General features: G+C 67.0%; 20 protein-coding genes and 3 pseudogenes. 18 read left to right on the forward strand and 5 right to left on the reverse strand.

Translation table 11 applies throughout. The annotated features are described in order from the left end of the window. Positions 1 to 34: 34 nt before the first annotated feature. The 3 genes from gluQRS (at position 35) to GTV32_RS24075 (ending at position 2364) form a co-directional block, all read left to right on the forward strand. Positions 35 to 958 (forward strand): tRNA glutamyl-Q(34) synthetase GluQRS, encoded by a 924-nt coding sequence (gene gluQRS, locus GTV32_RS14310; RefSeq protein WP_161060878.1) that lies wholly within the window; start codon positions 35 to 37, stop codon positions 956 to 958. A 171-nt stretch (positions 959 to 1129) separates the two neighbouring features. Then, positions 1130 to 1876 carry a hypothetical protein gene (locus GTV32_RS24070; protein ID WP_343287336.1) on the forward strand — a complete coding sequence of 249 codons (747 nt, stop codon included), beginning with the start codon at positions 1130 to 1132 and terminating at the stop codon, positions 1874 to 1876. Next, on the forward strand, positions 1873 to 2364 hold the full coding sequence (locus tag GTV32_RS24075) for an HNH endonuclease signature motif containing protein (RefSeq protein ID WP_343287337.1): 492 nt from the start codon (positions 1873 to 1875) through the stop codon (positions 2362 to 2364). Before GTV32_RS24070 ends, GTV32_RS24075 begins: the two co-directional genes overlap by 4 nt. Positions 2365 to 2487: 123 nt before the next feature. On the opposite strand, the gene GTV32_RS14320 is transcribed toward GTV32_RS24075, so the two are convergent. The 3 genes and pseudogenes from GTV32_RS14320 to tgt all read right to left on the reverse strand — a co-directional run bounded on the left by GTV32_RS14320 (position 2488) and on the right by tgt (position 6299). Further along, positions 2488 to 3522 carry a hemolysin family protein gene (locus tag GTV32_RS14320; protein WP_161060879.1) on the reverse strand — a complete coding sequence of 345 codons (1035 nt, stop codon included), beginning with the start codon at positions 3520 to 3522 and terminating at the stop codon, positions 2488 to 2490. After that, positions 3519 to 4916 (reverse strand): hemolysin family protein, encoded by a 1398-nt coding sequence (locus GTV32_RS14325; RefSeq protein ID WP_161060880.1) that lies wholly within the window; start codon positions 4914 to 4916, stop codon positions 3519 to 3521. The genes GTV32_RS14320 and GTV32_RS14325 overlap by 4 nt, the downstream gene beginning before the upstream one ends. A gap of 184 nt (positions 4917 to 5100) precedes the next feature. Further along, positions 5101 to 6299: pseudogene (gene tgt / locus GTV32_RS14330) on the reverse strand (tRNA guanosine(34) transglycosylase Tgt). A 151-nt stretch (positions 6300 to 6450) separates the two neighbouring features. On the opposite strand from tgt, the gene GTV32_RS14335 reads away from it, so the two are divergent. Beyond that, entirely contained in the window at positions 6451 to 6885 is a 435-nt protein-coding gene (locus tag GTV32_RS14335; protein ID WP_161060881.1) for a hypothetical protein, read from the forward strand. Between the two features lie 43 nt (positions 6886 to 6928). After that, entirely contained in the window at positions 6929 to 7702 is a 774-nt protein-coding gene (locus tag GTV32_RS14340) for a MerR family transcriptional regulator (RefSeq protein WP_161060882.1), read from the forward strand. Positions 7703 to 7712: 10 nt separating this feature from the next. Here the strand turns inward: GTV32_RS14340 and GTV32_RS14345 are convergent, their stop codons facing one another. Beyond that, positions 7713 to 8957 (reverse strand): glycosyltransferase, encoded by a 1245-nt coding sequence (locus tag GTV32_RS14345; RefSeq protein WP_161060883.1) that lies wholly within the window; start codon positions 8955 to 8957, stop codon positions 7713 to 7715. Between the two features lie 54 nt (positions 8958 to 9011). Here GTV32_RS14345 and GTV32_RS14350 point away from each other — a divergent pair, with 54 nt between their 5' ends. Next, positions 9012 to 9635, forward strand: coding sequence for a TetR/AcrR family transcriptional regulator (locus GTV32_RS14350; RefSeq protein ID WP_161060884.1), 624 nt, complete (start codon positions 9012 to 9014; stop codon positions 9633 to 9635). 19 nt (positions 9636 to 9654) lie between these two features. Here the strand turns inward: GTV32_RS14350 and murF are convergent, their stop codons facing one another. Beyond that, positions 9655 to 10974, reverse strand: a complete 1320-nt coding sequence (murF, locus tag GTV32_RS14355; protein WP_161060885.1) for a UDP-N-acetylmuramoyl-tripeptide--D-alanyl-D-alanine ligase — start codon at positions 10972 to 10974, stop codon at positions 9655 to 9657. A 60-nt stretch (positions 10975 to 11034) separates the two neighbouring features. Here murF and GTV32_RS14360 point away from each other — a divergent pair, with 60 nt between their 5' ends. The 12 genes and pseudogenes from GTV32_RS14360 (at position 11035) to nuoK (ending at position 23473) form a co-directional block, all read left to right on the forward strand. Beyond that, on the forward strand, positions 11035 to 12114 hold the full coding sequence (locus GTV32_RS14360) for a D-alanine--D-alanine ligase family protein (protein ID WP_161060886.1): 1080 nt from the start codon (positions 11035 to 11037) through the stop codon (positions 12112 to 12114). A 124-nt stretch (positions 12115 to 12238) separates the two neighbouring features. Next, entirely contained in the window at positions 12239 to 12652 is a 414-nt protein-coding gene (locus tag GTV32_RS14365; RefSeq protein ID WP_161060887.1) for a hypothetical protein, read from the forward strand. A gap of 83 nt (positions 12653 to 12735) precedes the next feature. After that, positions 12736 to 13149 carry an NADH-quinone oxidoreductase subunit A gene (locus GTV32_RS14370; protein WP_161060888.1) on the forward strand — a complete coding sequence of 138 codons (414 nt, stop codon included), beginning with the start codon at positions 12736 to 12738 and terminating at the stop codon, positions 13147 to 13149. 69 nt (positions 13150 to 13218) lie between these two features. Beyond that, the gene (locus GTV32_RS14375; RefSeq protein ID WP_161060889.1) at positions 13219 to 13773 is read left to right on the forward strand and encodes an NADH-quinone oxidoreductase subunit B; all 555 of its coding nucleotides are present in this window, start codon (positions 13219 to 13221) and stop codon (positions 13771 to 13773) included. Between the two features lie 227 nt (positions 13774 to 14000). Continuing rightward, the gene (locus GTV32_RS14380; protein WP_161060890.1) at positions 14001 to 14687 is read left to right on the forward strand and encodes an NADH-quinone oxidoreductase subunit C; all 687 of its coding nucleotides are present in this window, start codon (positions 14001 to 14003) and stop codon (positions 14685 to 14687) included. Continuing rightward, on the forward strand, positions 14687 to 16042 hold the full coding sequence (nuoD, locus tag GTV32_RS14385; RefSeq protein ID WP_161060891.1) for an NADH dehydrogenase (quinone) subunit D: 1356 nt from the start codon (positions 14687 to 14689) through the stop codon (positions 16040 to 16042). Before GTV32_RS14380 ends, nuoD begins: the two co-directional genes overlap by 1 nt. After that, positions 16039 to 18098: pseudogene (nuoF, locus tag GTV32_RS14390) on the forward strand (NADH-quinone oxidoreductase subunit NuoF). Before nuoD ends, nuoF begins: the two are co-directional and overlap by 4 nt. Further along, positions 18095 to 20508: pseudogene (locus GTV32_RS14395) on the forward strand (NADH-quinone oxidoreductase subunit G). Before nuoF ends, GTV32_RS14395 begins: the two co-directional pseudogenes overlap by 4 nt. Next, a complete protein-coding gene (nuoH, locus tag GTV32_RS14400) occupies positions 20505 to 21842 on the forward strand; it encodes an NADH-quinone oxidoreductase subunit NuoH (RefSeq protein ID WP_161060892.1) in 1338 nt (445 codons plus the stop codon). The pseudogene GTV32_RS14395 and the gene nuoH overlap by 4 nt, the downstream one beginning before the upstream one ends. Beyond that, positions 21835 to 22371 (forward strand): NADH-quinone oxidoreductase subunit NuoI, encoded by a 537-nt coding sequence (nuoI, locus tag GTV32_RS14405; protein WP_161060893.1) that lies wholly within the window; start codon positions 21835 to 21837, stop codon positions 22369 to 22371. Before nuoH ends, nuoI begins: the two co-directional genes overlap by 8 nt. After that, positions 22368 to 23177 carry an NADH-quinone oxidoreductase subunit J gene (locus GTV32_RS14410; RefSeq protein WP_161060894.1) on the forward strand — a complete coding sequence of 270 codons (810 nt, stop codon included), beginning with the start codon at positions 22368 to 22370 and terminating at the stop codon, positions 23175 to 23177. The genes nuoI and GTV32_RS14410 overlap by 4 nt, the downstream gene beginning before the upstream one ends. After that, entirely contained in the window at positions 23174 to 23473 is a 300-nt protein-coding gene (nuoK, locus tag GTV32_RS14415) for an NADH-quinone oxidoreductase subunit NuoK (RefSeq protein WP_161060895.1), read from the forward strand. Before GTV32_RS14410 ends, nuoK begins: the two co-directional genes overlap by 4 nt. The last annotated feature ends 3 nt before the right edge of the window (positions 23474 to 23476 follow it).

A 23476-nucleotide genomic window follows, 5' to 3' on the forward strand; every position in this document is an offset into this window, starting at 1 on the left:
GCTACATCGTCCGTCACTTGTAGTGTCGTGCGCAATGGACCCGGGACAAAGCCTGCCACCGGCGGGACGGTTCGCACCGTCACCGTCCGGTGAGTTGCACGTCGGAAACCTCCGAACCGCCGTGCTGGCCTGGTTGTTCGCCCGAACCACCGGCCGATCGTTCCTGATCCGGATGGAGGACCTGGACCGCACCGTCGTCGGCGCCGACAGACAGCAGCTGGACGATCTCGCCGCGATCGGCCTCGACTGGGAGCCGGAGGTCGCGTACCAGACAGACCGCCTGACGAACTATCAGACGGTGATAGAGCATTTGCGCGATGACGGACGCACCTTCGAGTGTTTCTGCACGCGACGAGAGATCCTCGAGGCACCTTCGGCACCGCACGCGCCGCAGGGTGCGTACCCGGGCACATGCCGCGACCTCACCGACGCCGAGCGAGCCGAACGCCACGCCACCGGCCGGCCACCGGCGATCCGCCTCCGCGCCGAGATCGCGCACTTCACCGTGCGCGACATCCTGCACGGCGACCACACCGGGGTCGTCGACGACTTCGTGATCCAGCGCAATGACGGTACGCCCGCGTACAACCTCGCGGTGGTGGTCGACGACGCAGCGCAAGGCATCGACCAGGTGGTCCGGGGTGACGACCTCCTGTCGTCGGCACCCCGGCAGGCCTACCTCGCATCGCTGCTCGGGTACTCCCCGCCGACCTACGCCCACGTGCCGATGGTGCTCAACGCCAAGCACATCCGATTGAGCAAGAGAGACGGCGCGGTGACCCTCACCGACCTGTCCGAGCACGGAGTGACGGCGGCGCGGGTGCTGACACATATCGCGCGATCGCTGCGGCTCGCCGGTCCCGGCGAGATGGTCGATCTCGCCGGCCTGACCGAACGCTTTCGGTCCGACGCCCTGCCGCGTGAGCCGTGGATTCTGACGCCTGACGAGTGGAAGTGACCCGGCGGGTTCTTTCCCAGCCGAGGGCGGTCTCACACGACTCGGACGACACCGAGATTGTCGGACGGCTCCGGTAGAGTCGGAAGGTTTGCGTAGTGGCGATTCATCGAAATATACTGCAGCACTGCAGAATTGCTTGACTCGAACGTATGTTCGAGTACTCTGGTTGTCATGGGGGAGATCAGCTCGATCATTGCTTGTGCGCGTGAGGTCACCGTCGCCGATGCGGCGTCGGGACGGCAGGTGTTCGACGCCACCAAGGCGTTGATGGAACTGCGCAACCTGGTCGATCACCTGCTGACGATACACGCCGAAGCACTCGACCGGCTGGGCGTGGCGACACAGTCCGGAGCAAAGACCCGGAACCTGTTGATGGAGATGGGTGCCGCACCCGGTGTGGCCGCCCGCTGGTTACGCATCGGCGCCGCACTGGCGTCGCTGCAACGGCTACCCGACTATGCCGGTGACGGTGTGTTCTCCGGCGAACACGTCGATGCAATGGTGCAAGGGCTGGCACACATCGCCCGGCGCGCCGCCGACGGACTGTGTGAGCAGGAACGCCTCGAGCACGAACGGGCACTGATCGCCCAGACGCTCTCGGGTGCGACACCAAAGGAGCTCGAGCAGACGGCACGGGCGATCGGCAACCAGATCGCCACCGAAACCGGGGGACTACCCGCGGGGGAAGATCGCCGGCTCAACGAATTCACCATCGTCGCGACCACCGATGGGCGCGCAGCGATCACCGGCGACCTCGACATGATCATCGGCGAAAAGCTGATCGCCGCCATCGACTCATTGACGCAACCACGACCCGAACCAGACGGCTCCCCGACACCCGCACCCGTGGCCAGCAACGCGCCGACGCACTCGAACAAATCCTCGACGCCGCCGCCACCGCAGATTCGAGGCGGGTGACACCACCAAAAACCCACCTCACCCTGACCATCCCCGTCGACACCCCCGACCTCGCATCACTGACCTGGTTGGGCCCGACATCACAGGCGACAGCCAAGATGCTGGCCTGCGACGCCGGCATCACCGAAATCATCATCGACGGAAACCAGGCACCCCTGGACATGGGCTACGAACAACGCCTGTTCACCACCCACCAACGCACAGCCATCACCACCCGCGACCGATGCTGCATCAAATGCGGCGGGCCCGCCGCCTGGAGCCACATCCACCACATGATCCACTGGCACGACGCTGGCCCCACCGACCTCGACAACGGCTGCCTACTCTGCCCCTCCTGCCACGCCCACGTCCACGCCCACGGCTGGGACATCGTGATCGGAATCGACCGCCACCCCTGGCTCATCCCACCCACCACCATCGACCCACACCGAACACCACTACCCGCCCACAACCGCCGCACCATGCACCTCGACGAGACCGCCGCCTGACGCCAGACCGCAGCGGCGAAACAGACCACAGCGCAGCACATTTCGCGACGCACCTTCACCGCGTGACCGACCACCGCCGGGCCACGCACGACCCTTGACAACTCAACAGTGTGGGCCGCGGGATCACCCGGATGTGGTGGCCAGCAGTCGCTCCAGCACGTCGTCGAGCGTGAGCAGGCCGATCACCTGGCCATCGTCGACGACGGTGGCGATGTGCTGTCGGGTCTCCCGCATCGTGGCCAGCGCCTCGTACACAGGCATGGTCGACGCCAGCGACAGAACCGGCCGCATGAGGTCCGCGGCAATCGCCTCGGACGGTGCCGCCAGACTGTCGCGAACGTGCACCACGCCGTCGATCGGGACATCGCCGGAATCCCTGTTCCCCGCCAGATCGTCGGTCCGCACCAGGAGTCGACGGTGTCCGCTCTCGCGCGACACCTTGCGGATGTAAGCGGGCGAGGCGTCACGCGGGACGCCGGTGACGTCACCATGTCCGGTCACATCTGCGACGGTCAACGACTGCAGTTCGAGCGCACTGGTCAGATGGGCGTGATAGCGCCCGTCGAGGGTGCCGACGGTCGCCGAGTGCTCGACAAGGTGCCGCAGCGCCTCCGAATCCTGGCCTGCGCCCAGCTGATCCACGGGTTCGACGCCGACACGCAGCAGGCACCAATTGGCGAGGCGATTGAGCCGGACGATGACCGGACGGGTCAGCCACATGAACGCCCGCATCGGGATCGCCAGCAACGTGGCCGAACGTTCCGGGTGCGCGATGGCCCACGACTTCGGGGCCATCTCACCGACAACGAGGTGCAGGAACGTGACGATCACCAATGCCAGGACGAAGCCTGCGATGTCGGCGGACCACGCAGGCAGCCCCCAAATCTCGAATGCCGGTGTGAGCCAGTGGTGCACAGCGGGTTTGGTGATGGCGCCGAGGGCCAGCGTGCAGACGGTGATGCCGAGCTGAGAACCAGCCAGCAGGACCGACAGTTCCGATGCGCTACGCAGTGCTGCCCGTGCGGAGCGGCTGTTGGGGGCGGCATCTTCCAGACGGTGCCGCCGTGCGGCGATCAGGGCGAACTCGACGGCGACGAAGAAGGCGCTCGCCGCGATCAACGCGATGGTCGCGATCCCCACGACCCACGGGCTGCTCATCGGATACCTCCCTCGTCGGCGCTCGTGACGTCGTGGACGGTGAGCAGCACCGACGACGGAACGTGTCGCTCGATGGCGAGGACGTGGAATCTCACGGTGGGCGACATCGAATCATGCTCTGGCACCGCGTGATCGGCAGCCAATTCCAGCGACACCGCATCTCCGACCTCGGGCAGGCCGCCGAAGCGGCCGATGACCAGTCCGGCCACGGTCTCGTGTTCGCCGTCGGGCAGGTCGTGACCGATCTCGCGGGACACCTCGTCGAGGTGCGCGTCACCACGGATGCGCCATCCGTCGTCGGTGCGCTCGATGACGTCGGGCCGTTCCGGATCGTGCTCGTCGTCGATCTCGCCGACGAGTTCCTCGGCGATGTCCTCGACGGTCACCACGCCGTCGAATCCGCCGTATTCGTCGATCACCACGGCCATCTCGTCGGAGGCGTCGTGAATCCGGGTCAGCACCTCCGGCAGCGGAAGTGATGTCGGGACGATCACCGCCGGACGGCAGAGGGTCGCTGCGGTTGCGTCCGGTAGAGCCTCGAGGGCATCCGGGGCCGCCGCGGCGACCTGCCAGTCGAGCAGGTCGTGCAGACGGATCACCCCGATGACCTCGGCATCGTCGTCGACCACGGGGTAGCGGGTGTGGCCGGTGCTCATCCTGGCGAGCACACTCGAGGCGGACTCGTCGGCCCGAACGCTGTCGACTCGGGTCCGCGGGATCATCGCGTGCCCGGCTGTGCGCGTGGGGAAGTCGAGAATCCGATCGAGCAGGGTGGAGAGGTCGGCGGGCAATTCACCGGCCTCTCTCGATTCCGCGACGATGTGTTCGAGGTCGCGAGGCGTTGCCGAGTGCTCGACGTCGTGTACCGGCTCGATCCGCAGGAGCTTCAACAAGAGATTCGACGATTTGTCGAACAACGCGATCAACCAGCCGAAGACCGTGAGATACGCGGTGGTGGACCCGGCCAGGCGACGCGCGACCGGTTCCGGACGAGCAATGGCGAGGTTCTTCGGGAACAACTCGCCCATCACCATCTGGACGACGGTGGAGAAGAGGATGGCGACCACCGTGCCGATCGCGACACCGACGGCAACCGGAATGCCCACGTCGCCGAGCAACTCGCCGACGCCACTGCCGATCAGCGGTTCTGCGACGTAGCCGACCAGCAGGCCGGTCACGGTGATGCCGAGTTGGGCGCCGGACAACATGAACGAGGTGCGGCGGGTGACCGACAATGCGCGCGCCGCGGCAGCGTCACCGGCTTCGGCACGAGCTCTCAGACGCGAGCGGTCGACCGCCATGAAGGCGAATTCCTGAGCGACGAAATAGCCGGTCAGGGCGGTGATGAGGAGGACGACCAGAATGCCGGCGGCGATGCCGAGAATCGTCAGCACGACGACCTCCAGGCGGCCCCGACGGGGTGGTCGTCAGGCAAGGTGAAGCGGGAGTGGCCAGATCGTCGTCGGCGTTTTCGGCGCTTTGCGCGTCGCATCGTCTCTCTCGGGTTGGGGCTCGGCGGACCCTTTCAGGGTGCCGCGCCGGGTGGATGTACGCAAACGGAACGATTGCGACGTCCGCTCAGTTCCCTCGCGCACCCGCGTAGTACCGCCGGAGGAACTCGTCGCGGTACTCGAGGTAGTTTCCGTCCTCGATGGCCTGGCGCGCCCGATCGACCATCGCCACGATGAACGACACGTTGTGCAGGGTCGCGAGGGTGGCCGCGAGCCCCTCCTTCGCCTTGAACAGATGATGGAGATAGGCCCGGCTGTATTGCGAGGTGTAGTTCTCGATCTCGGGATCGAGCGGTCGAAAGTCCCTGCGGTATTTGGCATTGGTGATGTTGTAGCGCCCGTCGAGCGAGTAGATCGCACCGTTGCGGGCGACCCGCGTCGGCGAGACACAGTCGAAGGTGTCCGCACCGTTCTCGATCGCGGTGAAGATGTCGTCGGGTTCACTGATGCCCAGCAGGTGCTTGGCCGAATCCTCGGGCAGCTCCTCGTTGACCCAGCCGACGATGGTGCCGAGGTCGTCTTTGGTCAACGCGCCGCCGATCCCGTACCCGCCGAAACCCCGGCCGCCGTCGGCCTGGTCCATCTTGCTCATCGTGACGAGGTCGCGCGCCGCCTTGCGCCGCAGGTCCTCGTATTGGGCGCCCTGGATGACACCCCAGAGCGACTGCTGGGGCGGTGCACCCGTTCCCGGGACAGCCGGTTGTGTTCGGCCAGGCAGCGGATCGCCCAGAGCCGGGTGCGTTCCAGCGAATTCTCCTGGTATGCCCGGGTGTTCATCAGGGTCGTGAGCTCGTCGAAGGCGAAGATGATGTCGGCACCGAGCTGATGCTGGATCTGCATCGACACCTCGGGGGTGAACCGGTGTGCCGAGCCGTCGAGGTGAGATTTGAAGGTGACCCCGTCGTCGTCGACGGCGGACAGCCGCTCCTTGCCCGGCGCGGTCGCGTCGTCGTCCTGCTCGCCGGCGACGTCCATCGAGATGACCTTCTTGAACCCGACACCGAGCGACATCACCTGGAAGCCCCCGCTGTCGGTGTAGGTGGGGCCACGCCAGTTCATGAAAGCACCGAGCCCACCGGCCTCGTCGATGATCTCCGGCCCCGGCTGCAGGTAGAGGTGGTAGGCATTGGCGAGTACCGCCTGCGCGCCGAGCGCCTCCACCGATTCGGGCAGCACCGTCTTGACCGTCGCCTTGGTACCCACCGGGACGAACGCCGGGGTTTGGATGCGGCCGTGCGGCGTCTCGATGACGCCGGTGCGGCCCATCGTGCCGGGCAGCGACGTGCCGACGGTGAAGGAATGGTCGGGGGCAGAGCAGTGTCGCTGGAACTCACCCGATGCATCCTTGCAGGTGGGCGGGTGTAACCCAAACCCAGCAGGCATTCGGAGGGCAACCCGCACCCGGTACGGTGATCACATGTCGAGCAGCAGCCGTCGCATCTCACTCGCTGTCCTGGTCGGATTCACCGGCATCGCGCTCGCCGCATGCGGCGGCGAACAGGAGGCCACATCGTCGTCGTCGGAGACCACGGCGACCACCATCTCGGAGAACCCGAATGCATCAGTGGTGGGCGGTCCGAAGCCGGTTTCGCCGACCACTTCGGTCGCCGACGATCACGCCGGGCACACCCAGTGCGGGGTCACCAAAGGCCCCGACGGCTCGCTGCGGATCGTGGTCCTGCAGGGCGATCTGACCTGCGACACCGCGAAGCAGGTGGCCACCGAATACAGCCCCAAGATCGCGACCGGGCAGCCGCAGCAGGTGTCCGGCTGGCAGTGCGGGCCGTCGGAGACTGCGGGAATCCTGGCTTCGTGCACCAAGGGCGACCAGGAATTCGGGCTGGCGCCATAGCGGACTTGACCCTGACGCGACGTGAGGCCCGACAGTGTCCGGTGTGAGTGACGGAGAGACCTCTCGGACGGTCGGTGCGGTCGCGCGTCTGACCGGCGTCAGTGTCCGCACGCTGCACCACTATGACCAGATCGGGTTGGTGGTGCCGTCGGGTCGTACCGCGGCGGGCTATCGGGTGTACGACGACGTCGACGTCGAACGACTGCATCGGGTTCTGACCTACCGTGAACTGGGTTTTCCGCTGGAGCAGATAGCGACCCTGCTCGACGACCCGGCGGCGGATGCGTCGGCGCATCTGCGCGATCAGCACGCGCTGCTGATCGGACGGATCGATCGCTTGCGCCGGATGGTCGCAGCTGTGGAGGACATGATGGACGCGAAGAACAACGGAATCCAGCTCACCGCCGAGGAACAGGCGGAGATCTTCGGGCGGGACTGGCCCGGCGACGAGTATGCCGCCGAGGCGGAGGAACGCTGGGGCGATTCCGACGCGTGGCAACAGAGTCGGGAGCGGGTCGCGCGCTTCTCCAAAGACGACTGGCGTGCCGTGAAAGCGGAGACCGAGGCCCTGGAGCGGCGTTTCGCCGACGCGATGCGGGCCGATGTGGTTCCCGGATCGGCGGAGGCGAACGTGCTGGCCGAAGAGCACCGGGAGTCGATCAACCGGTTCTATGACTGTGGGTACGAGATGCACGTGAATCTGGCGGGGATGTATGTCGCCGACCCTCGGTTCACCGAACACTACGACGGCGTCGCGCCCGGCCTGGCGAAATACGTCCACGACGTGATCGTGGCCAACGCGCGGCAGGCGTCGTAGACCTCGTGCTTCACGCCCGGCATCGCGGACGCGGCAGCAGCCGCTCGGCCACGGCATCGGCGAAGTCGCCCGCCGGGTCGGTGCGGCCGAGTTCGTCCGCGACGGCCCGGGTGTGTTCGGCCAGCGACACCGCCTCGTCGACCGCCGCACGCAGACGCTCGGCGGTGAGACGCTTCGGCGGGAGGCTGACGCCGGTCCCGGCCTCGGTGATGCGTCGCGCGATCTCGGGTTGGTCCCGCCCGAACGGCACCGCGACGATCGGCACGCCGGCGCGGGTTGCCTTGCCGACGATGCCCATGCCGCCGTGCGTGACCACCGCGGCGGCACGCGCCAGCACGGCATCGTGCGGCACGAAGCGACGAACGAACACGTTCCCGGCGTTGTCGACACCGGCCCGGTCGTAGGCGTCGGCAATGGTGAGCAGTACCCGGTACGGACGATCACGCAATGCCTCGGCCGCCACCCGGGCAAGCTGCTCATCGCCCTGATAGTCCGTCGAACAGGTGACGAGCACCCACGGATGCCCTGGTTCGTCGAGGAATGCCGGCACCTCGCCCGGGGGATCCCACGGCTGGAAACCGACCATCGCGACGTGCGACGGCAACGCGTGTCGCGGGTATTCGAGCGGGCTCCCGGTGAGGCACAGCACCAGATCGCAGGCGTCCCACTGGTCGAGTGTGGACCGGAACTCCGCGAGACCGGCGGCTCGACGGACCTCGTTGAGCCGCGGGAGGATCGCCTTTCCGAAGGCACGCTCCACGATCGGCCAGAGGACCCGATCCCGGATGTGGCCCAACGGCCCTCGTGCCGGCCGCAAAGCCATTCCGTACGGAGGTATGCCGCGTTCGGGCAAGGGCAGCAGGGACGGCATCGCCAACGCCCACGGCAATCCACTGGCTTCGGCGTGCGCCAGCGCGCCATGCGCATTGGCATCGACGAGGAGCACGTCGGGCCGATACGTCGCGATGGCGTCGTCGAGGTCGGCGGCGTCGATGGGCGCGCGACGCAGGACATCCTGGAAGCCGGCCACGAGTCGATCCCGGTCGGTGTCGGCGAGGTAGTCGGTCACCTCGACCCCCTCGATGCGCGGATCGACGGGTGAGGCGTCGATTCCGGCCGCCCGACATCGCGGCACCGCGGAGGCCGCGGTCCTCAAATGCACCCGGTGGCCGCGACGGACCAGTTCCAGCAGGCCTGGCATCAGCGGGAACGCGTGCCCGGATGCGGGTGAGGTGTAGGCGAGGATCGTGCTCATCGTGGGCTCCGTTCGAGGCGTGCGTATTTAGCTAGGATATGACACAATTGAATTGTGTCAAGATCCAATGAAAATTCGGAGCAGTCCGAGAAACGTCCCTACCGGATGGGCGCACGCGCCGCGGCGGCCGCCCGCACGCGTGAGGCGATCCTCGACGCCGCCGAGGATGCCTTCGAGGATCAGTGGTTCGACGACGTCACGCTGGCCGACGTCGCGCGGCTCGCGGGTGTGTCACAGCAGACGATCGTCAACCATTTCGGTTCCAAGGAGGATCTCTACATCACCGGGATCGGCGAGCGGGTCGGTCCGCGGATCAGCGCGCGCCGAGACCGGGCACGCAAGGGCGAGGTGCGATCGGTGGTGGAGACGGCGGTCGACGACTACGAGCAGACCGGCATCGGTTTGCTCCGGGTACTCGCCACCGCCGATCGCTATCCGACGATGACCACGGTCGCCGAATCAGGTCGGGTGGCACACCGCGAATGGGTCACCCGATGCTTTCCCGCGGTCCGCGACGACCGCAACGGGGTCATCGACCAACTCTGCGTACTCCTCGACGTCCGGACGTGGTCGCAGTTCCGGCACGAGCACGGCTTCGACGAGGCCAGGACCGTCGACACGCTCGTGCGGATGGTCGAAGACGCACTCTCCCACGGCAACACGGGAACGCCGCGGTGACCTTCGTCCGCGTGACAGTTCAGCGCTGCAGCCCCTCGGCCACCCGTTCGAGGGCGGCGACTCGACTGCCCTTCACCAGCACCGCGTCACCGTCGGCCAGATCGGAGAGTTCGGCGAGCGCGCCGTCGACGTCCACCACGTGCCGGGCGACGGTGCCGTAGTGCGGCTCGTCGACGGCGATCACCTCGATCCCGAGGTCATCCGCCTGCTTGGCGATGGCGGCGTGCTGCTCGGCGGAATCGGAGCCGAGTTCGGCCATCGTGCCGAGCACGGCGATCCGGCGTCGCGCGTCGAGTGCCGCCAGCGACCGCAGAGCCGCCGACATCGAGGTCGGGTTGGCGTTGTAGGCATCGTTGAGGATCGTGACACCGGCCGAGGTGGTGACGAGTTCCATCCGCAGACCCGACAACGCCGCCCCGAGCAGACCGGCCGGGATCTCCTCGACGGGGACGCCGAGCCACCCGGCCGCGGTGGCGGCGGCGAGGGCGTTGGGTACCTGATGTTCACCGCGCGCGGCGAGCCGGATGTCGGTCTCCCCCCACGGGGTGTGCAGTCGGAACGAGGCACGCAACTGGTCGTCGAGCGCGATTCCGGACGCATGCACGTCCGCCGAGGGGCTCAGTCCGAAGGTCAGCACGCCGGCGTCGGTGCGGTCGGCCATCGCCGCGACCCGGTCGTCGTCGGCGTTGAGCACCGCGAGGCCGTCGACCGGTAGCGACTCCACGAGTTCCCCCTTGGCGCGCGCGACGGACTCGATGTCGCCGAACAGTTCCAGATGCACGCCCTCGACGCGAGTGACGATGCCGACGGTCGGGCGGGCGATACCGCACAGCAAGTCGATGTGCCCGACGCCGCGCGCGCCCATCTCGACCACCACGGCCTCGGTGTCGTCGGGGGCCCCGGCGAGCGTGAGGGGCAGGCCGAGCTCGTTGTTGAACGACTTCTCGCTGGCCGTGGTGCGAAACGTCGTCGCAAGGACACCCGCGAGTAGATCCTTCGTCGATGTCTTGCCCACCGAGCCGGTCACACCGACGACCCTGTCCGGCAGTCGATCGCGGGCGGCCCCGCCGAGGTCGGCGAGCGCCGCGGCGGTGTCGGTGACGGTGATCGCGGGCAGAGTGATACCGGGGAGGGTCCCCTCCGACGTCAGGTATGCGGACGCACCTCCGTCGGCCGCGGCGCGCGCGAACTCATGGCCGTCGCGTGTCGCGACGATCGGCACGAACAACTGACCCGGGCGCATGCTCCGGGAGTCGATGCCGGCACCCTCGATCTGCACGTCGTCGCCGACGAGCCGTCCACCGACGGCCGCAGCGACCTCACTCGCCCTGAAATGCACACCGCAACGCTACAAGCACCGCGTCCGATCGGCTGTTGCGGTGGCCGTATCGTGTCTGCCATGGCTTCACCCCTGCTGCGTCTGGTCGTCCTCTTCGGCGGCGTATCCGCGGAACACGACGTCTCATGCGTCACGGCCGCACATGTGCTCGCAGCCGCCGATCGCAGCAAATACGAGCTGGTGCCGATCGGCATCGCCAAGAACGGGGTGTGGCTGCGCAACGACAAGGCGATCGCGACGCTCGCCGAGGGTGGCGAGCTGCCCGATCGTCTGGAGACCGCGGGAACCGAGGTCGAGCCGCTGGCCGCCATCCGCGGTGATGCCGATGCGTCGACCATCACCGTGGTGTTGCCGCTCCTGCACGGACCGCACGGCGAAGACGGCACCATCCAGGGGGTGCTCGAACTCTTCAAGCTGCCGTATGTGGGCGCCGGGGTGCTGTCGTCGGCGTTGTGCATGGACAAGGCCATGGCCAAGATCGTCGCCGAGCAGGCGGGTATCCCGCAGTGCCGGTGGATCGAATTCCGTGACGGCATCGACGACCCGAACACCATCGTCGCCCGCGCCGTCGACGAACTCGGCCTTCCCGTCTTCGTCAAACCGGCCAACCTCGGGTCGTCGGTGGGCATCAGCAAGGCTCACGACGCATCTGAGCTGGACAAGTCCATCGACCTCGCGCTGCGCTACGACGACGTGGTGATCATCGAGGAGAACGTCACCGCCCGCGAGGTGGAGGTTGCCGTCCTGGGGAATGCCGCGCCGGAGGCGTCGGTCCCCGGTGAGATCCTGCCCGGCAGCGAGTTCTACGACTACGAAGACAAGTACATCACCGGCGCCGCCACCCTTGTCATCCCGGCGGATCTGCCCGCCGAGGTCGTCGGAGAGGTCCGCGAGCTCGCGGCCAAGTCGTTCACCGCGTTGCGCTGCGCGGGCATGGCACGCGTGGACTTCTTCTACGAGGCCGACGGACGCGGCTGGCTGTTGAACGAGGTCAACACGATTCCCGGGTTCACCCCCGCATCGATGTATCCCAAGCTGTGGGAGGCGTCGGGACTGAGCTATCCCGACCTCATCGATCGGCTCGTCACCTTGGCGCTCGACAACCATCGCCGGCGGGTCGGTTTCTCGACCGAGCACTGAGGCCCACGGTCGGCGAGTTTCCGCGCACGGTCGGCGAGTTCGAAGGCCCGGTCGGCGAGATTGTGCGCCCGGTCGGCGCGATTCTGCGCACGATCCGCGGAAGTCTGACGGTAATGTGCTCGACGTGACCGACCCCGACCGCGATGGCATCTCGGCGCTGCGCGTGTTGGTCTATTCGGATCATTCGGACACGCGCGCGGCGGTGATCCGCGCACTGGGCCGCAGTCCCGACCCGGCCCTGCCCGAGCTGAGTTTCGTCGAGGTGGCCACCGCCCCCATGGTGTTCGCGCAACTCGACGCCGGCGTGATCGACGTGGCGATCCTCGACGGTGAGGCGACCCCCGCCGGCGGGATGGGCCTGGCGAAACAGATGAAAGACGAGATCGATCCGTGCCCGCCGACGCTGGTCCTGCTCGGGCGGGCCGACGATCGCTGGCTGGCGGACTGGTCACGGGCCGACGCCACGGCAACGCTGCCGGTCGACCCGATCACGTTGTCGACCACGGTTGTCGAACTCCTCCGAAACGCCGAACTGTAGAAAGCTCGACAACCGGCCCTCCCCCGCTAGTAGGCTTGTGGCACAGCTCACATCAGGCCGCGAATGTGGGGAGCCGCCACCCTATGAATGCCTACGTCCCGATCATGGTTCTCGGGGCAATTGCTGTGGGATTCGCGGTGTTCTCGGTCGGCATCGCGATCCTGGTCGGTCCGAAGCGGTACAACCGCGCCAAATTGGAACCGTATGAGTGTGGCATCGAACCGCTCACGGAATCGCACAGTCTGGCCCCCGGCGGGGCCTCGGTCACCACCACGCCACGCATCACCGATCGCGTGGTCCAGCGCATTCCGGTCAAGTACTACCTGACGGCAATGCTCTTCATCATCTTCGACATCGAGATCGTCTTCCTCTACCCGTGGGCGGTCGCCTTCGACGCTCTCGGATGGTTCGGACTCGCCGCCATGGCGCTGTTCATCGTCAATGTGTCGGTGGCCTACGCCTACGAGTGGCGACGCGGGGGACTGACCTGGGAATGACCATGGTCGCGACGCACGCCCGCCGGGGTTCGCGCCGCGACTGCCGGCACACGCAAGGAGGTTCGCGACATGGGACTCGAGGAGAAACTGCCCAGCGGCTTCCTGCTGAGCACAGTCGAAGATCTGGCCGGGTTCATGCGCAAGGGTTCGTTGTGGCCGGCCACCTTCGGGCTGGCATGCTGCGCCATCGAGATGATGGCGACCACCTCCGGTCGCTACGACCTCGCGCGATTCGGGATGGAGGCGTTCCGTGCCTCACCCCGCCAGGCCGACCTGATGATCGTGGCCGGCCGTGTCAGCCAGAAGATGGCGCCCGTGTTGCGTCAGATCTACGACCAGATGGCCGAGCCCAAATGGGTACTGGCCATGGGTGTTTGCGCGTCGTCGGGCGGCATGTTCAACAATTACGCGATCGTGCAGGGCGTCGACCATGTGGTCCCGGTCGACATCTACCTGCCCGGTTGTCCGCCCCGACCCGAGATGCTTCTCAACGCGATCCTGAAGCTGCACGAGCAGATCGCCCAGATGCCGCTCGGTGTCAATCGTGAACAGGCGATCTGGGCGGCCGAACAGGCGGCGCTGCAATCGAAACCGACGATCGAGATGAAGGGGCTGCTCCGATGACGGCGCCGGGACCGGAGGGAGCGGGCCAATCAGAACCGGCGCCGGGACCGGAGGGAGCGGGCCAATCAGAACCGGCGCCGGGACCGGAGGGAGCGGGCCAATCAGAACCGGCGCCGGGACCGGAGGGAGCGGGCCAATCAGAACCGGCGCCGGGACCGGAGGGAGCGGGCCGATCAGAACCCGCGCCGGGAACCGCCGGCCCGGAGACCGTCGGCACCGCAGGCGAGATGACCAGAGCCGAACAGACCGGTCCCGAGCAGATCGGTGTGCGGCGCGGACTGTTCGGCGTACACGGCAGTGGTGACACCTCGGGCTACGGCGGACTGGTGCAAGCCGTCACGCTCCCGGGCAGTTCCGTCCGCCCCTACGGCGGCTATTTCGACGAGGTTGCCGACGAGCTCGAGGCCGGATTGGCGGAGCTACCCGGGACCGACTACCAGCAGGCCGTCGAGAAGGTGGTGATCTTCCGCGACGAGATGACCCTGCACGTCCATCGCGATCACCTCCGGGCCGTCGCCCTGACGGTACGGAACAGGGACACGCTGCGCTTCGAATTGTGCTTGGGCGTCAACGGGGTTCACTACCCGGACGACCATGGCCGTGAACTCCACGCGGTCTATCCACTGGCCTCCATCACCCACAACCGGCGACTCCGACTCGAGGTGTCCGTCGCCGACGACGACCCGCACATACCGAGCCTCACCGACATCTACCCGACCGACGATTGGCACGAACGCGAGACCTACGACTTCTTCGGCATCGTCTTCGACGGCCACCGGTCGCTGACCCGCATCCAGATGCCCGACGACTGGCAGGGTCACCCGCAGCGAAAGGACTACCCACTCGGCGGTGTCCCGGTGGAGTACAAGGGAACCCGGATCGCACCGCCCGATCAACGGAGGTCCTACAGCTGATGACCACCACCGGCCACGGAAATACTCCCACCCACCATCCCGCGGATGTGCACCCCACCCAGACGTATACCGTCTCCGGCCAGGACTGGGACGAGATCGTCACCGCCGTGCGGGAACGGGCTGCGGCACAACCGGGTGACGAACGCATCGTCGTCAACATGGGTCCCCAGCACCCGTCCACACACGGTGTGCTGCGGCTGATCCTGGAGATCGAGGGCGAGACCGTCACCGAGGCTCGCTGCGGAATCGGCTACCTGCACACCGGGATCGAGAAGAACCTGGAGTACCGGACCTGGACGCAGGGCGTCACCTTTGTCACCCGGATGGATTACCTCTCCCCGTTCTTCAACGAGACTGCCTACTGCCTCGGTGTCGAGCGTCTGCTCGGGATCACCGACGACATCCCCGAGCGCGCCAGTGTGATCCGCGTGATGCTGATGGAACTCAACCGCATCTCATCGCATCTCGTCGCGCTGGCCACCGGCGGTATGGAACTCGGTGCGGTGACGGCGATGTTCCTCGGTTTCCGCGAACGGGAGATGATTCTCGACGTCTTCGAGCACATCACCGGGCTGCGGATGAACCATGCCTACATCCGGCCCGGCGGTGTGTCGCAGGACCTCCCCGACGATGCGACGGACAAGGTCGCCGCACTGCTCGACGTCCTGCCGTCACGCCTCGGTGAACTCGAGGACCTGCTCAACGAGAACTACATCTGGAAGGCCCGCACCCAGGGGGTCGGCTACCTCGATCTCACCGGCTGCATGGCGCTCGGGATCACCGGTCCGGTGCTGCGGTCGACCGGCCTTCCGCACGACCTGCGCAAGTCCCAACCCTATTGCGGATACGAGCATTACGAGTTCGACGTCATCACCGAGAACACCTGCGACTCCTACGGGCGCTACCTGATCCGGGTCAAGGAGATGCAGGAGTCGGTACGGATCGTGCGACAGTGCCTCGACCGCCTGCGTCCGGGTCCGGTGATGGTGGCCGACCGTAAGCTCGCCTGGCCCGCCGACCTCGCCCTCGGACCCGACGGTCTGGGCAACTCGCCGGAGCACATCGCGAAGATCATGGGTACCTCGATGGAGGCGCTGATCCACCACTTCAAGCTGGTGACCGAAGGCATGCGGGTCCCTGCCGGACAGTGCTACGTCGCCGTGGAGTCCCCCCGCGGGGAACTCGGTGTCCACATGGTCAGCGACGGCGGCACACGACCGTACCGGGTGCACTACCGGGACCCGTCGTTCACCAATCTGCAAGCGGTGGCGGCGATGTGCGAAGGCGGCATGGTCGCCGACGTGATCACCGCCGTCGCCAGCATCGACCCGGTGATGGGAGGGGTTGACCGATGACCGATCCGGTGTTCGTGGATTTGACCGCGCCGCCTGCAGACGGCGTCCCGCCAGAGATACCGGCGCCACACCCGACGATCCGTTTCGACGGTCCCGCCGGTTATCCCGACGATGTCGGCCGTCGACTCGCCGCCGACGCCGCCGACATCATCGCCCGCTATCCGCGGTCCCGGTCGGCGCTGCTCCCCCTTCTCCATCTGGTGCAATCCGAGGACGGCCAAATCACCCGGGCCGGCGTCAGGTTCTGCGCCGACCAGCTGGACCTGACCACGGCCGAAGTGTCCGCGGTCGCCACGTTCTATTCGATGTACCGCCGCTCCCCGACCGGCGAGTACCTCGTCGGGGTCTGCACCAACACGCTGTGCGCGGTGATGGGCGGCGACGAGATCCTGGCCGCCGTCGCCGACCACCTCGGCATCTCTCCGGGCGAGACGTCGGCCGACGGACGGATCACACTCGAACACGTCGAGTGCAACGCCGCATGCGATTTCGCGCCGGTCGTGATGGTGAACTGGGAGTTCTTCGACAACCAGACCCCAACCAGCAGTGTGGAACTGGTCGAGGATCTGCGCGCGGGCGTCCCTCTCACGCCGGCCCGTGGTACCGGCACCGTGTGCTCCTTCCGGCAGACCGCCCGGCTGCTCGCCGGGCTTCCCGAGAGGGAGGAGCGGACATGACCGGCACGTCGCCGCACGATGAGCTCGTGAACGGCGCCGAGCCCGCCCGACCACCGGTACTCACTCGGTTCTGGTCGGAGCCGGATTCCTGGACACTGCGGAACTACGAGTCGCACAACGGTTATGCCGCATTGAGGGTGGCGCTCGCCACCCCGCCCGACGACATCATCGCTCTGGTCAAGGCGTCCGGGCTGCGCGGCCGCGGCGGCGCGGGTTTTCCGGTCGGGATGAAATGGTCGTTCATTCCTCAGCAGGATCCCGACCAGCCGGCCGATCCCGCGGCGCCTCCGCACTACCTGGTGGTCAACGCCGACGAGTCCGAACCGGGCACCTGCAAGGACATGCCCTTGATGCTGTCCTCGCCACACTCGTTGATCGAGGGTGCGATCATCGCCGCCTACGCGATCCGGGCGTCGCACGCCTTCATCTATCTGCGCGGCGAGGTGGCATCGGTGCTGCGCCGGATGCGCGCTGCCGTCGACGAGGCCGGGGCGGCAGGCTATCTCGGCCACGACATCCTCGGATCCGGATTCGATCTCGACCTGGTGGTTCATGCCGGCGCCGGGGCTTACATCTGCGGCGAGGAGACGGCGCTGCTCGACTCGCTGGAGGGCCGCCGCGGACAGCCGCGCCTGCGTCCGCCGTTCCCGGCGGTCGCCGGTCTGTACGCGAGTCCGACGGTGGTCAACAACGTCGAATCCATTGCCAGTGTGCCGCCGATCATCCGCAACGGTGTCGACTGGTTCCGGGCGATGGGGACCGAGAAGTCGCCCGGTTTCACGCTGTACTCCCTCTCCGGCCATGTCGCCCGCCCCGGTCAGTACGAGGCACCCCTGGGAATCACGTTGCGGGAACTGCTGGATCGGGCCGGCGGTGTGCGGTCGGGACATCGACTGAAGTTCTGGACACCAGGCGGGTCGTCGACTCCGATCCTCACCGATGAACACCTCGATGTGCCGCTCGACTACGAGGGTGTCGGCGAGGCCGGTTCGATGCTCGGCACCAAGGCACTGCAGATCTTCGACGAGACGACGTGTGTGGTGCGCGCCGTGCTGCGGTGGACCGAGTTCTACGCTCACGAATCCTGCGGAAAGTGCACACCCTGCCGGGAGGGCACATATTGGCTCGTTCAGTTGTTACGGCGCCTCGAGGCGGGTGACGGACGTCCGGAGGATCTCGACACCCTGTCCGACGTCACCAACACCATCGTCGGGAAATCCTTCTGCGCGTTGGGCGACGGCGCCGGAAGCCCGATCGTGTCGTCGCTCAAGTATTTCCGTGACGAGTATCTGGCCCATGTGGAGGACGGGTGCTCGTTCGATCATCACCGGTCGACGCTGTTCGCCGAATCGGCCACTGCGGGAGGAGATGCGCGATGACCGCGGTAGACGACTCCACCACCGGGCAGAAGCCCGGTCTCGTGTCGGTGACCATCGACGGCGTCGGGATCGCGGTGCCACCGGGCACCCTCGTGATCCGGGCCGCCGAGATGATCGGGACGCAGATACCGCGGTTCTGCGACCATCCGCTCCTGGATCCGGTCGGCGCCTGTCGCCAATGCCTCGTGGAGGTCGAGGGACAACGCAAGCCCCTCGCCTCGTGCACCACGGTGGTCACCGACGGCATGGTGGTACACACCCAGCGCAGCTCCGAGGTAGCCGAGAAGGCCCAGCGCGGGGTGATGGAACTCCTGCTCATCAACCATCCCCTCGACTGCCCGGTCTGCGACAAGGGCGGTGAATGCCCGCTACAGAACCAGGCGATGTCGTCGGGGCGCGACGACTCACGCTTCACCGGGGCGAAGCGAACCTTCACCAAGCCGGTCCCGTTGTCGTCGGAGGTGCTGCTCGATCGGGAGAGATGTGTGCTCTGCGCGCGCTGCACTCGATTCTCCGAGCAGGTCGCAGGCGATCCGCTCATCGGCTTCGGCGATCGCGGAGCGCTGCAACAGGTCACCATCTACCAGGACGACCCGTTCGAGTCGTACTTCTCCGGCAACACGGTGCAGATCTGCCCGGTGGGCGCGCTGACAAGTACCGCCTATCGCTTTCGGGCCCGCCCGTTCGACCTGGTGTCGTCGCCCAGCGTCTGCGAGCACTGCGCCAGCGGTTGCGCACAACGGACCGATCATCGTCGCGGAAAGGTGTTGCGGCGCCTGGCCGGAGACGACCCCGACGTCAATCAGGAATGGAACTGCGACAAGGGACGGTGGGCGTTTGCCTACGCCACCGCCGACGATCGGCTGACCGGACCGATGATCCGCAGGCCCGACGGCACACTCGCCGAGGTCTCGTGGGCGCACGCCCTGCGGCACGCCGCCGAGGGGCTCGCCGCGGCCCGCGGTCGGACCGCGGTGCTGACCGGCGGCCGGCTGACCGCGGAGGACGCGTACGCGTACTCGCGTTTCGCCCGTACTGTCCTCGACACCAACGACATCGACTTCCGCGCTCGCGACCACAGCGCCGAGGAAGCCGACTTCCTCGCGACCCACATCGCGGCCCGGCCCGACGACGTGACCTACCGTGAGCTCGGTGCCGCCCCGGCCGTGCTGCTCGTGGCGTTCGAACCCGAAGAGGAATCACCGATCGTCTTCTTACGGCTGCGCCGGGCAGTGCGTACCGCTGGCCAGCAGGTCACTGCGGTCGCCGCCGTTCGCAGCGCCGGGGTCGCGAAGCTGAACGGTACACTCGTACCGACCGTGCCGGGAGATGAACCGGCCGTGCTCGATTCGGATGCCGTCGCCGACGCTGTTTCCGCCGAGGGGTCCGTCATCGTGGTCGGCGAGCGGCTGGCGTCCGTTCCCGGCGGCCTCACCGCCGCCGTCCGGCTCGCCGAGCGCACCGGCGCACGGCTGGCCTGGATTCCCCGGCGCGCCGGGGAACGCGGTGCGCTCGAGGTCGGTGCGGCTCCCAACCTGCTGCCGGGTGGTCGTCCCGTCGCGGACCTGTCCGCACGAACCGAGATCGCGTTGGCGTGGCAGGTCGCCGATCTGCCCAGCGTCCCCGGTCGCGACACTGCGGCGATCCTGGAAGCGACACTGCGTCAGGAGATCTCCGCTCTGGTGGTCGCCGGGGTGGAGATCGACGACCTACCGGACCCCGCGTCGGCCGCCGCGGCGCTGGCCGAGGCGGACTTCGTGGTGAGCCTGGAGATGCGGCGCAGCGCGGTCACCGAGCACGCGGACGTGGTGTTCCCGGTGGCAGCGGCCGCGGAGAAGCCCGGCATGTTCGTCGACTGGGAGGGACGTGCCCGGCCGTTCATGACGGCACTCCCCGAGGTCGGGACACTCTCGGACCACCGCGTACTCGATGCGTTGGCCACGCAGATGGGGTGGCGTTGCGGTGCGAGGACCCGACCGCCATCCGAGGCGATCTCGAACGTATCGGGGCATGGCGGGGGACGCGGCCCACGATGCCCGCGGTCGAGTCGAGGTCCATCCCCCGGCAGGGTGGGACCGAGACCCGTCGGGCGGTGCTCGCCACGTGGCGGATGCTGCTCGACGCCGGCCGAATGCAGGACGGCGAACCACATCTCGCGGGCACGGCGCGTACTCCGGTCGCCCGTATGTCGCCGGCCACGGCCGCCGGTATCGGTGCCACCGCCGGGAACGATGTCGAGGTGGGCACCGATCGCGGCGCCATCACGCTGCCCCTGGAGATCGTGGAGATGGCCGACGGTGTGGTCTGGATACCGATGAACGCACCGGGCAAGGGCGTGTACCCGCACCTACGGGCGCGCGCGGGCGATGTGATCGTCATAGCTCCGGCCACCACTCGGGAGGCAGGATGAACTTCCCCACCCTCGCCGACTTCGGCCATGATCCCTGGTGGCTCATCCTGCTCAAGGCGGTGGGCGTCTTCGCCTTCCTCGTCGCGAACCCTCTCGCGGCCATCCTGATCGAGCGAAAGATCATGGCGCGGATGCAGACCCGGATCGGGCCCAACCGGGTCGGGCCGCGCGGGCTGCTGCAGAGTCTCGCCGACGGCGTGAAACTCGCGCTCAAAGAAGGCATCATCCCGTCGGGCGTCGACAAACCGATCTACCTGCTCGCGCCGATCATCGCGGTGGTTCCTGCGATCATGGCATTCGCAGTCATCCCGTTCGGTCCGATGGTGTCGGTGTTCGGACATCAGACCCCCCTGCAGCTCACCGATCTTCCGGTGGGCGTGCTCTACGTCCTCGCGATCACCTCGGTCGGTGTGTACGGCATCGTGCTGGCCGGATGGTCGTCGGGCTCGACGTATCCGCTTCTCGGCGGTCTGCGTTCGACGGCCCAGGTGATCTCCTACGAGATCGCGATGGGCCTGACATTCGCCGCGGTGTTCCTCGACGCGACCACGATGTCGACGTCGGGCATCGTGGCTGCGCAAGAACACCATTGGTACGTCCTGCTGCTGTTGCCGTCGTTCGTGATCTACGCGATCTCGATGGTCGGCGAGACCAATCGCGCGCCGTTCGACCTGCCCGAGGCCGAGGGCGAGCTCGTCGGTGGATTCCACACCGAGTATTCGTCGCTCAAGTTCGCGATGTTCATGCTGGCCGAGTACATCAACATGGTCACCGTCTCGGCGTTGGCCACCACGCTGTTCCTCGGCGGCTGGCAGGCGCCGTGGCCGATCAGCATGTTCGACTGGGCCAACTCCGGCTGGTGGCCGATCCTCTGGTTCACCGTCAAGGTCTGGGTCTTTCTGTTCGTCTTCATCTGGCTGCGGACCAGCCTGCCGCGACTGCGCTACGACCAGTTCATGAACCTCGGCTGGAAGGTGCTGATCCCGATCTCGCTCACGTGGGTGATGGTGGTGGCCGTCATCCGAGCCGCGATCGGCACGTCCGACGACGATGATCTGGCCCGATCCCTGGTGTCGGCCGGCGCCGGCCTCGTGGTGACCGCCCTGATCGGCTACGCCATCTGGCGGCTGATGCGGCTGCCCCGGGTCTCGCTACGCGACTCCTCCGTCGCCGCTACTCGACCGGCGGGCCAAGGGGCTACCCGAGCGGCGGAGGAAGCCTTCGACCCGATGGCCGGCGGATTCCCGGTCCCGCCGATGCCCGGACAGGTTCTTCCGAGTGCGCCTGTCCAGAAACCTCCGTCCGACCCCGCGAAGGAGACGACCGATGCCTGAGTTCCTCAAACCGATCAGCGGTCTCGGGGTGACCTTTTCGTCGATGTTCGCCCCGACGATCACCGAGCAGTATCCCGAGGAGAAAACGCCCACGGCGCCTCGATATCACGGTCGGCATCAGCTCAACCGGCATCCCGACGGGCTGGAGAAGTGCATCGGCTGCGAGCTGTGCGCGTGGGCCTGCCCCGCCGATGCCATCTACGTCGAAGGCGCCGACAACACCGATACCGAACGTTATTCGCCCGGGGAGCGCTACGGTCGCGTCTACCAGATCAACTACCTACGTTGCATCGGTTGCGGCCTGTGCATCGAGGCGTGTCCGACCCGCGCCCTCACCATGACCAACGACTACGAGATGGCCGACGACAACCGGGCCGACCTCATCTACGAAAAGGACCGCCTGCTTGCACCATTGGAGCCCGGGGCAACCCCGGCGCCCCACGACATGGCACCCGGTTCCACCGAGGAGAACTACTACCGGGGCGAGGTGTCGAAAGACGGTCAGCTCATCGCGAAGGAAGATTCGTGACAGCGACAGTGACCGCCGAGATCGTTCAGACGTCGACGGGTGAGGCCGTACAGTTCTGGGTGCTCGGCGTGGTCGCGGTCGCCGGCGCACTGGGGGTCGTGTTCGCCACCAAAGCCGTGTACTCGGCCATCTTCCTGGCGACCACCATGATCGTGCTCGCCGTGTTCTACGTTGCCCAGGGTGCGCTGTTCCTCGGAGTCGTCCAGGTGGTGGTCTACACCGGCGCGGTGATGATGCTGTTCCTGTTCGTGCTGATGCTGATCGGCGTCGACTCCTCGGATTCGTTGGTGGAAACCCTTCGCGGGCAGCGTGTCGCGGCAGTCGTCCTGGGAATCGGGTTCGGTGTCCTGCTGATAGCGGCGACCGCGAATGCGTCGTTGGCCGTGTTCGCGGGGGCGCCGTCGACGGCCGGGCCGAATATTCCCGCGACCGCCTCCGACGGCAACATCGAGGCGCTCGCACGGCTCATCTTCGTCCGCTATCTGTGGGCTTTCGAGCTCACCGGTGCGCTGCTGATCGCCGCGACCCTCGGTGCGATGGTTCTGGCGCACCGGGAACGCTTCGGGCCGAGGCGGAGTCAGCGCGAGTTGTCGGAGGAGCGCTTCCGCCAGGGCGTGGACATGACGCCGATGCCGAGTCCGGGGGTGTACGCCCGTCACAACGCGGTCGACGTGCCCGCGCTGCTGCCCGACGGCACGCCGTCGGAGCTTTCGGTGAACCCGACACTGCGTCCGCGACCGGCCCCCACGCCGCCTCCGCCGGAGCGGCACGGCATCCACCGCACGCCGGGGAAGGCGGGGCGATGAATCCCGAGAACTACCTGTATCTCTCGGCACTGCTGTTCAGCATCGGTGCCGCCGGGGTACTGCTGCGCCGCAACGCGATCGTGGTCTTCATGTGTATCGAGTTGATGCTCAACGCGGCAAACCTGGCATTCGTCACCTTCGCCCGGATGCACGGGTCGTTGGACGGTCAGGTCATCGCGTTCTTCACCATGGTCGTCGCAGCGGCCGAGGTGGTGGTGGGTCTGGCGATCATCATGACCATCTTCCGGTCGCGGCGGTCGGCCTCGGTCGACGGCACAGATCTGCTGAAGCGGTAAGGA

Origin of the sequence: Gordonia sp. SID5947 (assembly GCF_009862785.1) — a bacterium.
In the GTDB taxonomy this organism is placed as follows: Bacteria; Actinomycetota; Actinomycetes; order Mycobacteriales; family Mycobacteriaceae; genus Gordonia.

Coding starts and splice junctions, on each gene's coding strand:
- nuoK (WP_161060895.1), top strand. CDS start 23,174: ATGAATCCCGAGAACTACCTGTATCTCTCGGCACTGCTGTTCAGCATC.
- gluQRS (WP_161060878.1), top strand. CDS start 35: ATGGACCCGGGACAAAGCCTGCCACCGGCGGGACGGTTCGCACCGTCA.
- GTV32_RS14380 (WP_161060890.1), top strand. CDS start 14,001: ATGACCAGAGCCGAACAGACCGGTCCCGAGCAGATCGGTGTGCGGCGC.
- GTV32_RS14370 (WP_161060888.1), top strand. CDS start 12,736: ATGAATGCCTACGTCCCGATCATGGTTCTCGGGGCAATTGCTGTGGGA.
- GTV32_RS14335 (WP_161060881.1), top strand. CDS start 6,451: ATGTCGAGCAGCAGCCGTCGCATCTCACTCGCTGTCCTGGTCGGATTC.
- nuoD (WP_161060891.1), top strand. CDS start 14,687: ATGACCACCACCGGCCACGGAAATACTCCCACCCACCATCCCGCGGAT.
- nuoI (WP_161060893.1), top strand. CDS start 21,835: ATGCCTGAGTTCCTCAAACCGATCAGCGGTCTCGGGGTGACCTTTTCG.
- GTV32_RS14360 (WP_161060886.1), top strand. CDS start 11,035: ATGGCTTCACCCCTGCTGCGTCTGGTCGTCCTCTTCGGCGGCGTATCC.
- GTV32_RS24070 (WP_343287336.1), top strand. CDS start 1,130: ATGGGGGAGATCAGCTCGATCATTGCTTGTGCGCGTGAGGTCACCGTC.
- GTV32_RS14345 (WP_161060883.1), bottom strand. CDS start 8,957: ATGAGCACGATCCTCGCCTACACCTCACCCGCATCCGGGCACGCGTTC.
- GTV32_RS14375 (WP_161060889.1), top strand. CDS start 13,219: ATGGGACTCGAGGAGAAACTGCCCAGCGGCTTCCTGCTGAGCACAGTC.
- nuoH (WP_161060892.1), top strand. CDS start 20,505: ATGAACTTCCCCACCCTCGCCGACTTCGGCCATGATCCCTGGTGGCTC.
- GTV32_RS14320 (WP_161060879.1), bottom strand. CDS start 3,522: ATGAGCAGCCCGTGGGTCGTGGGGATCGCGACCATCGCGTTGATCGCG.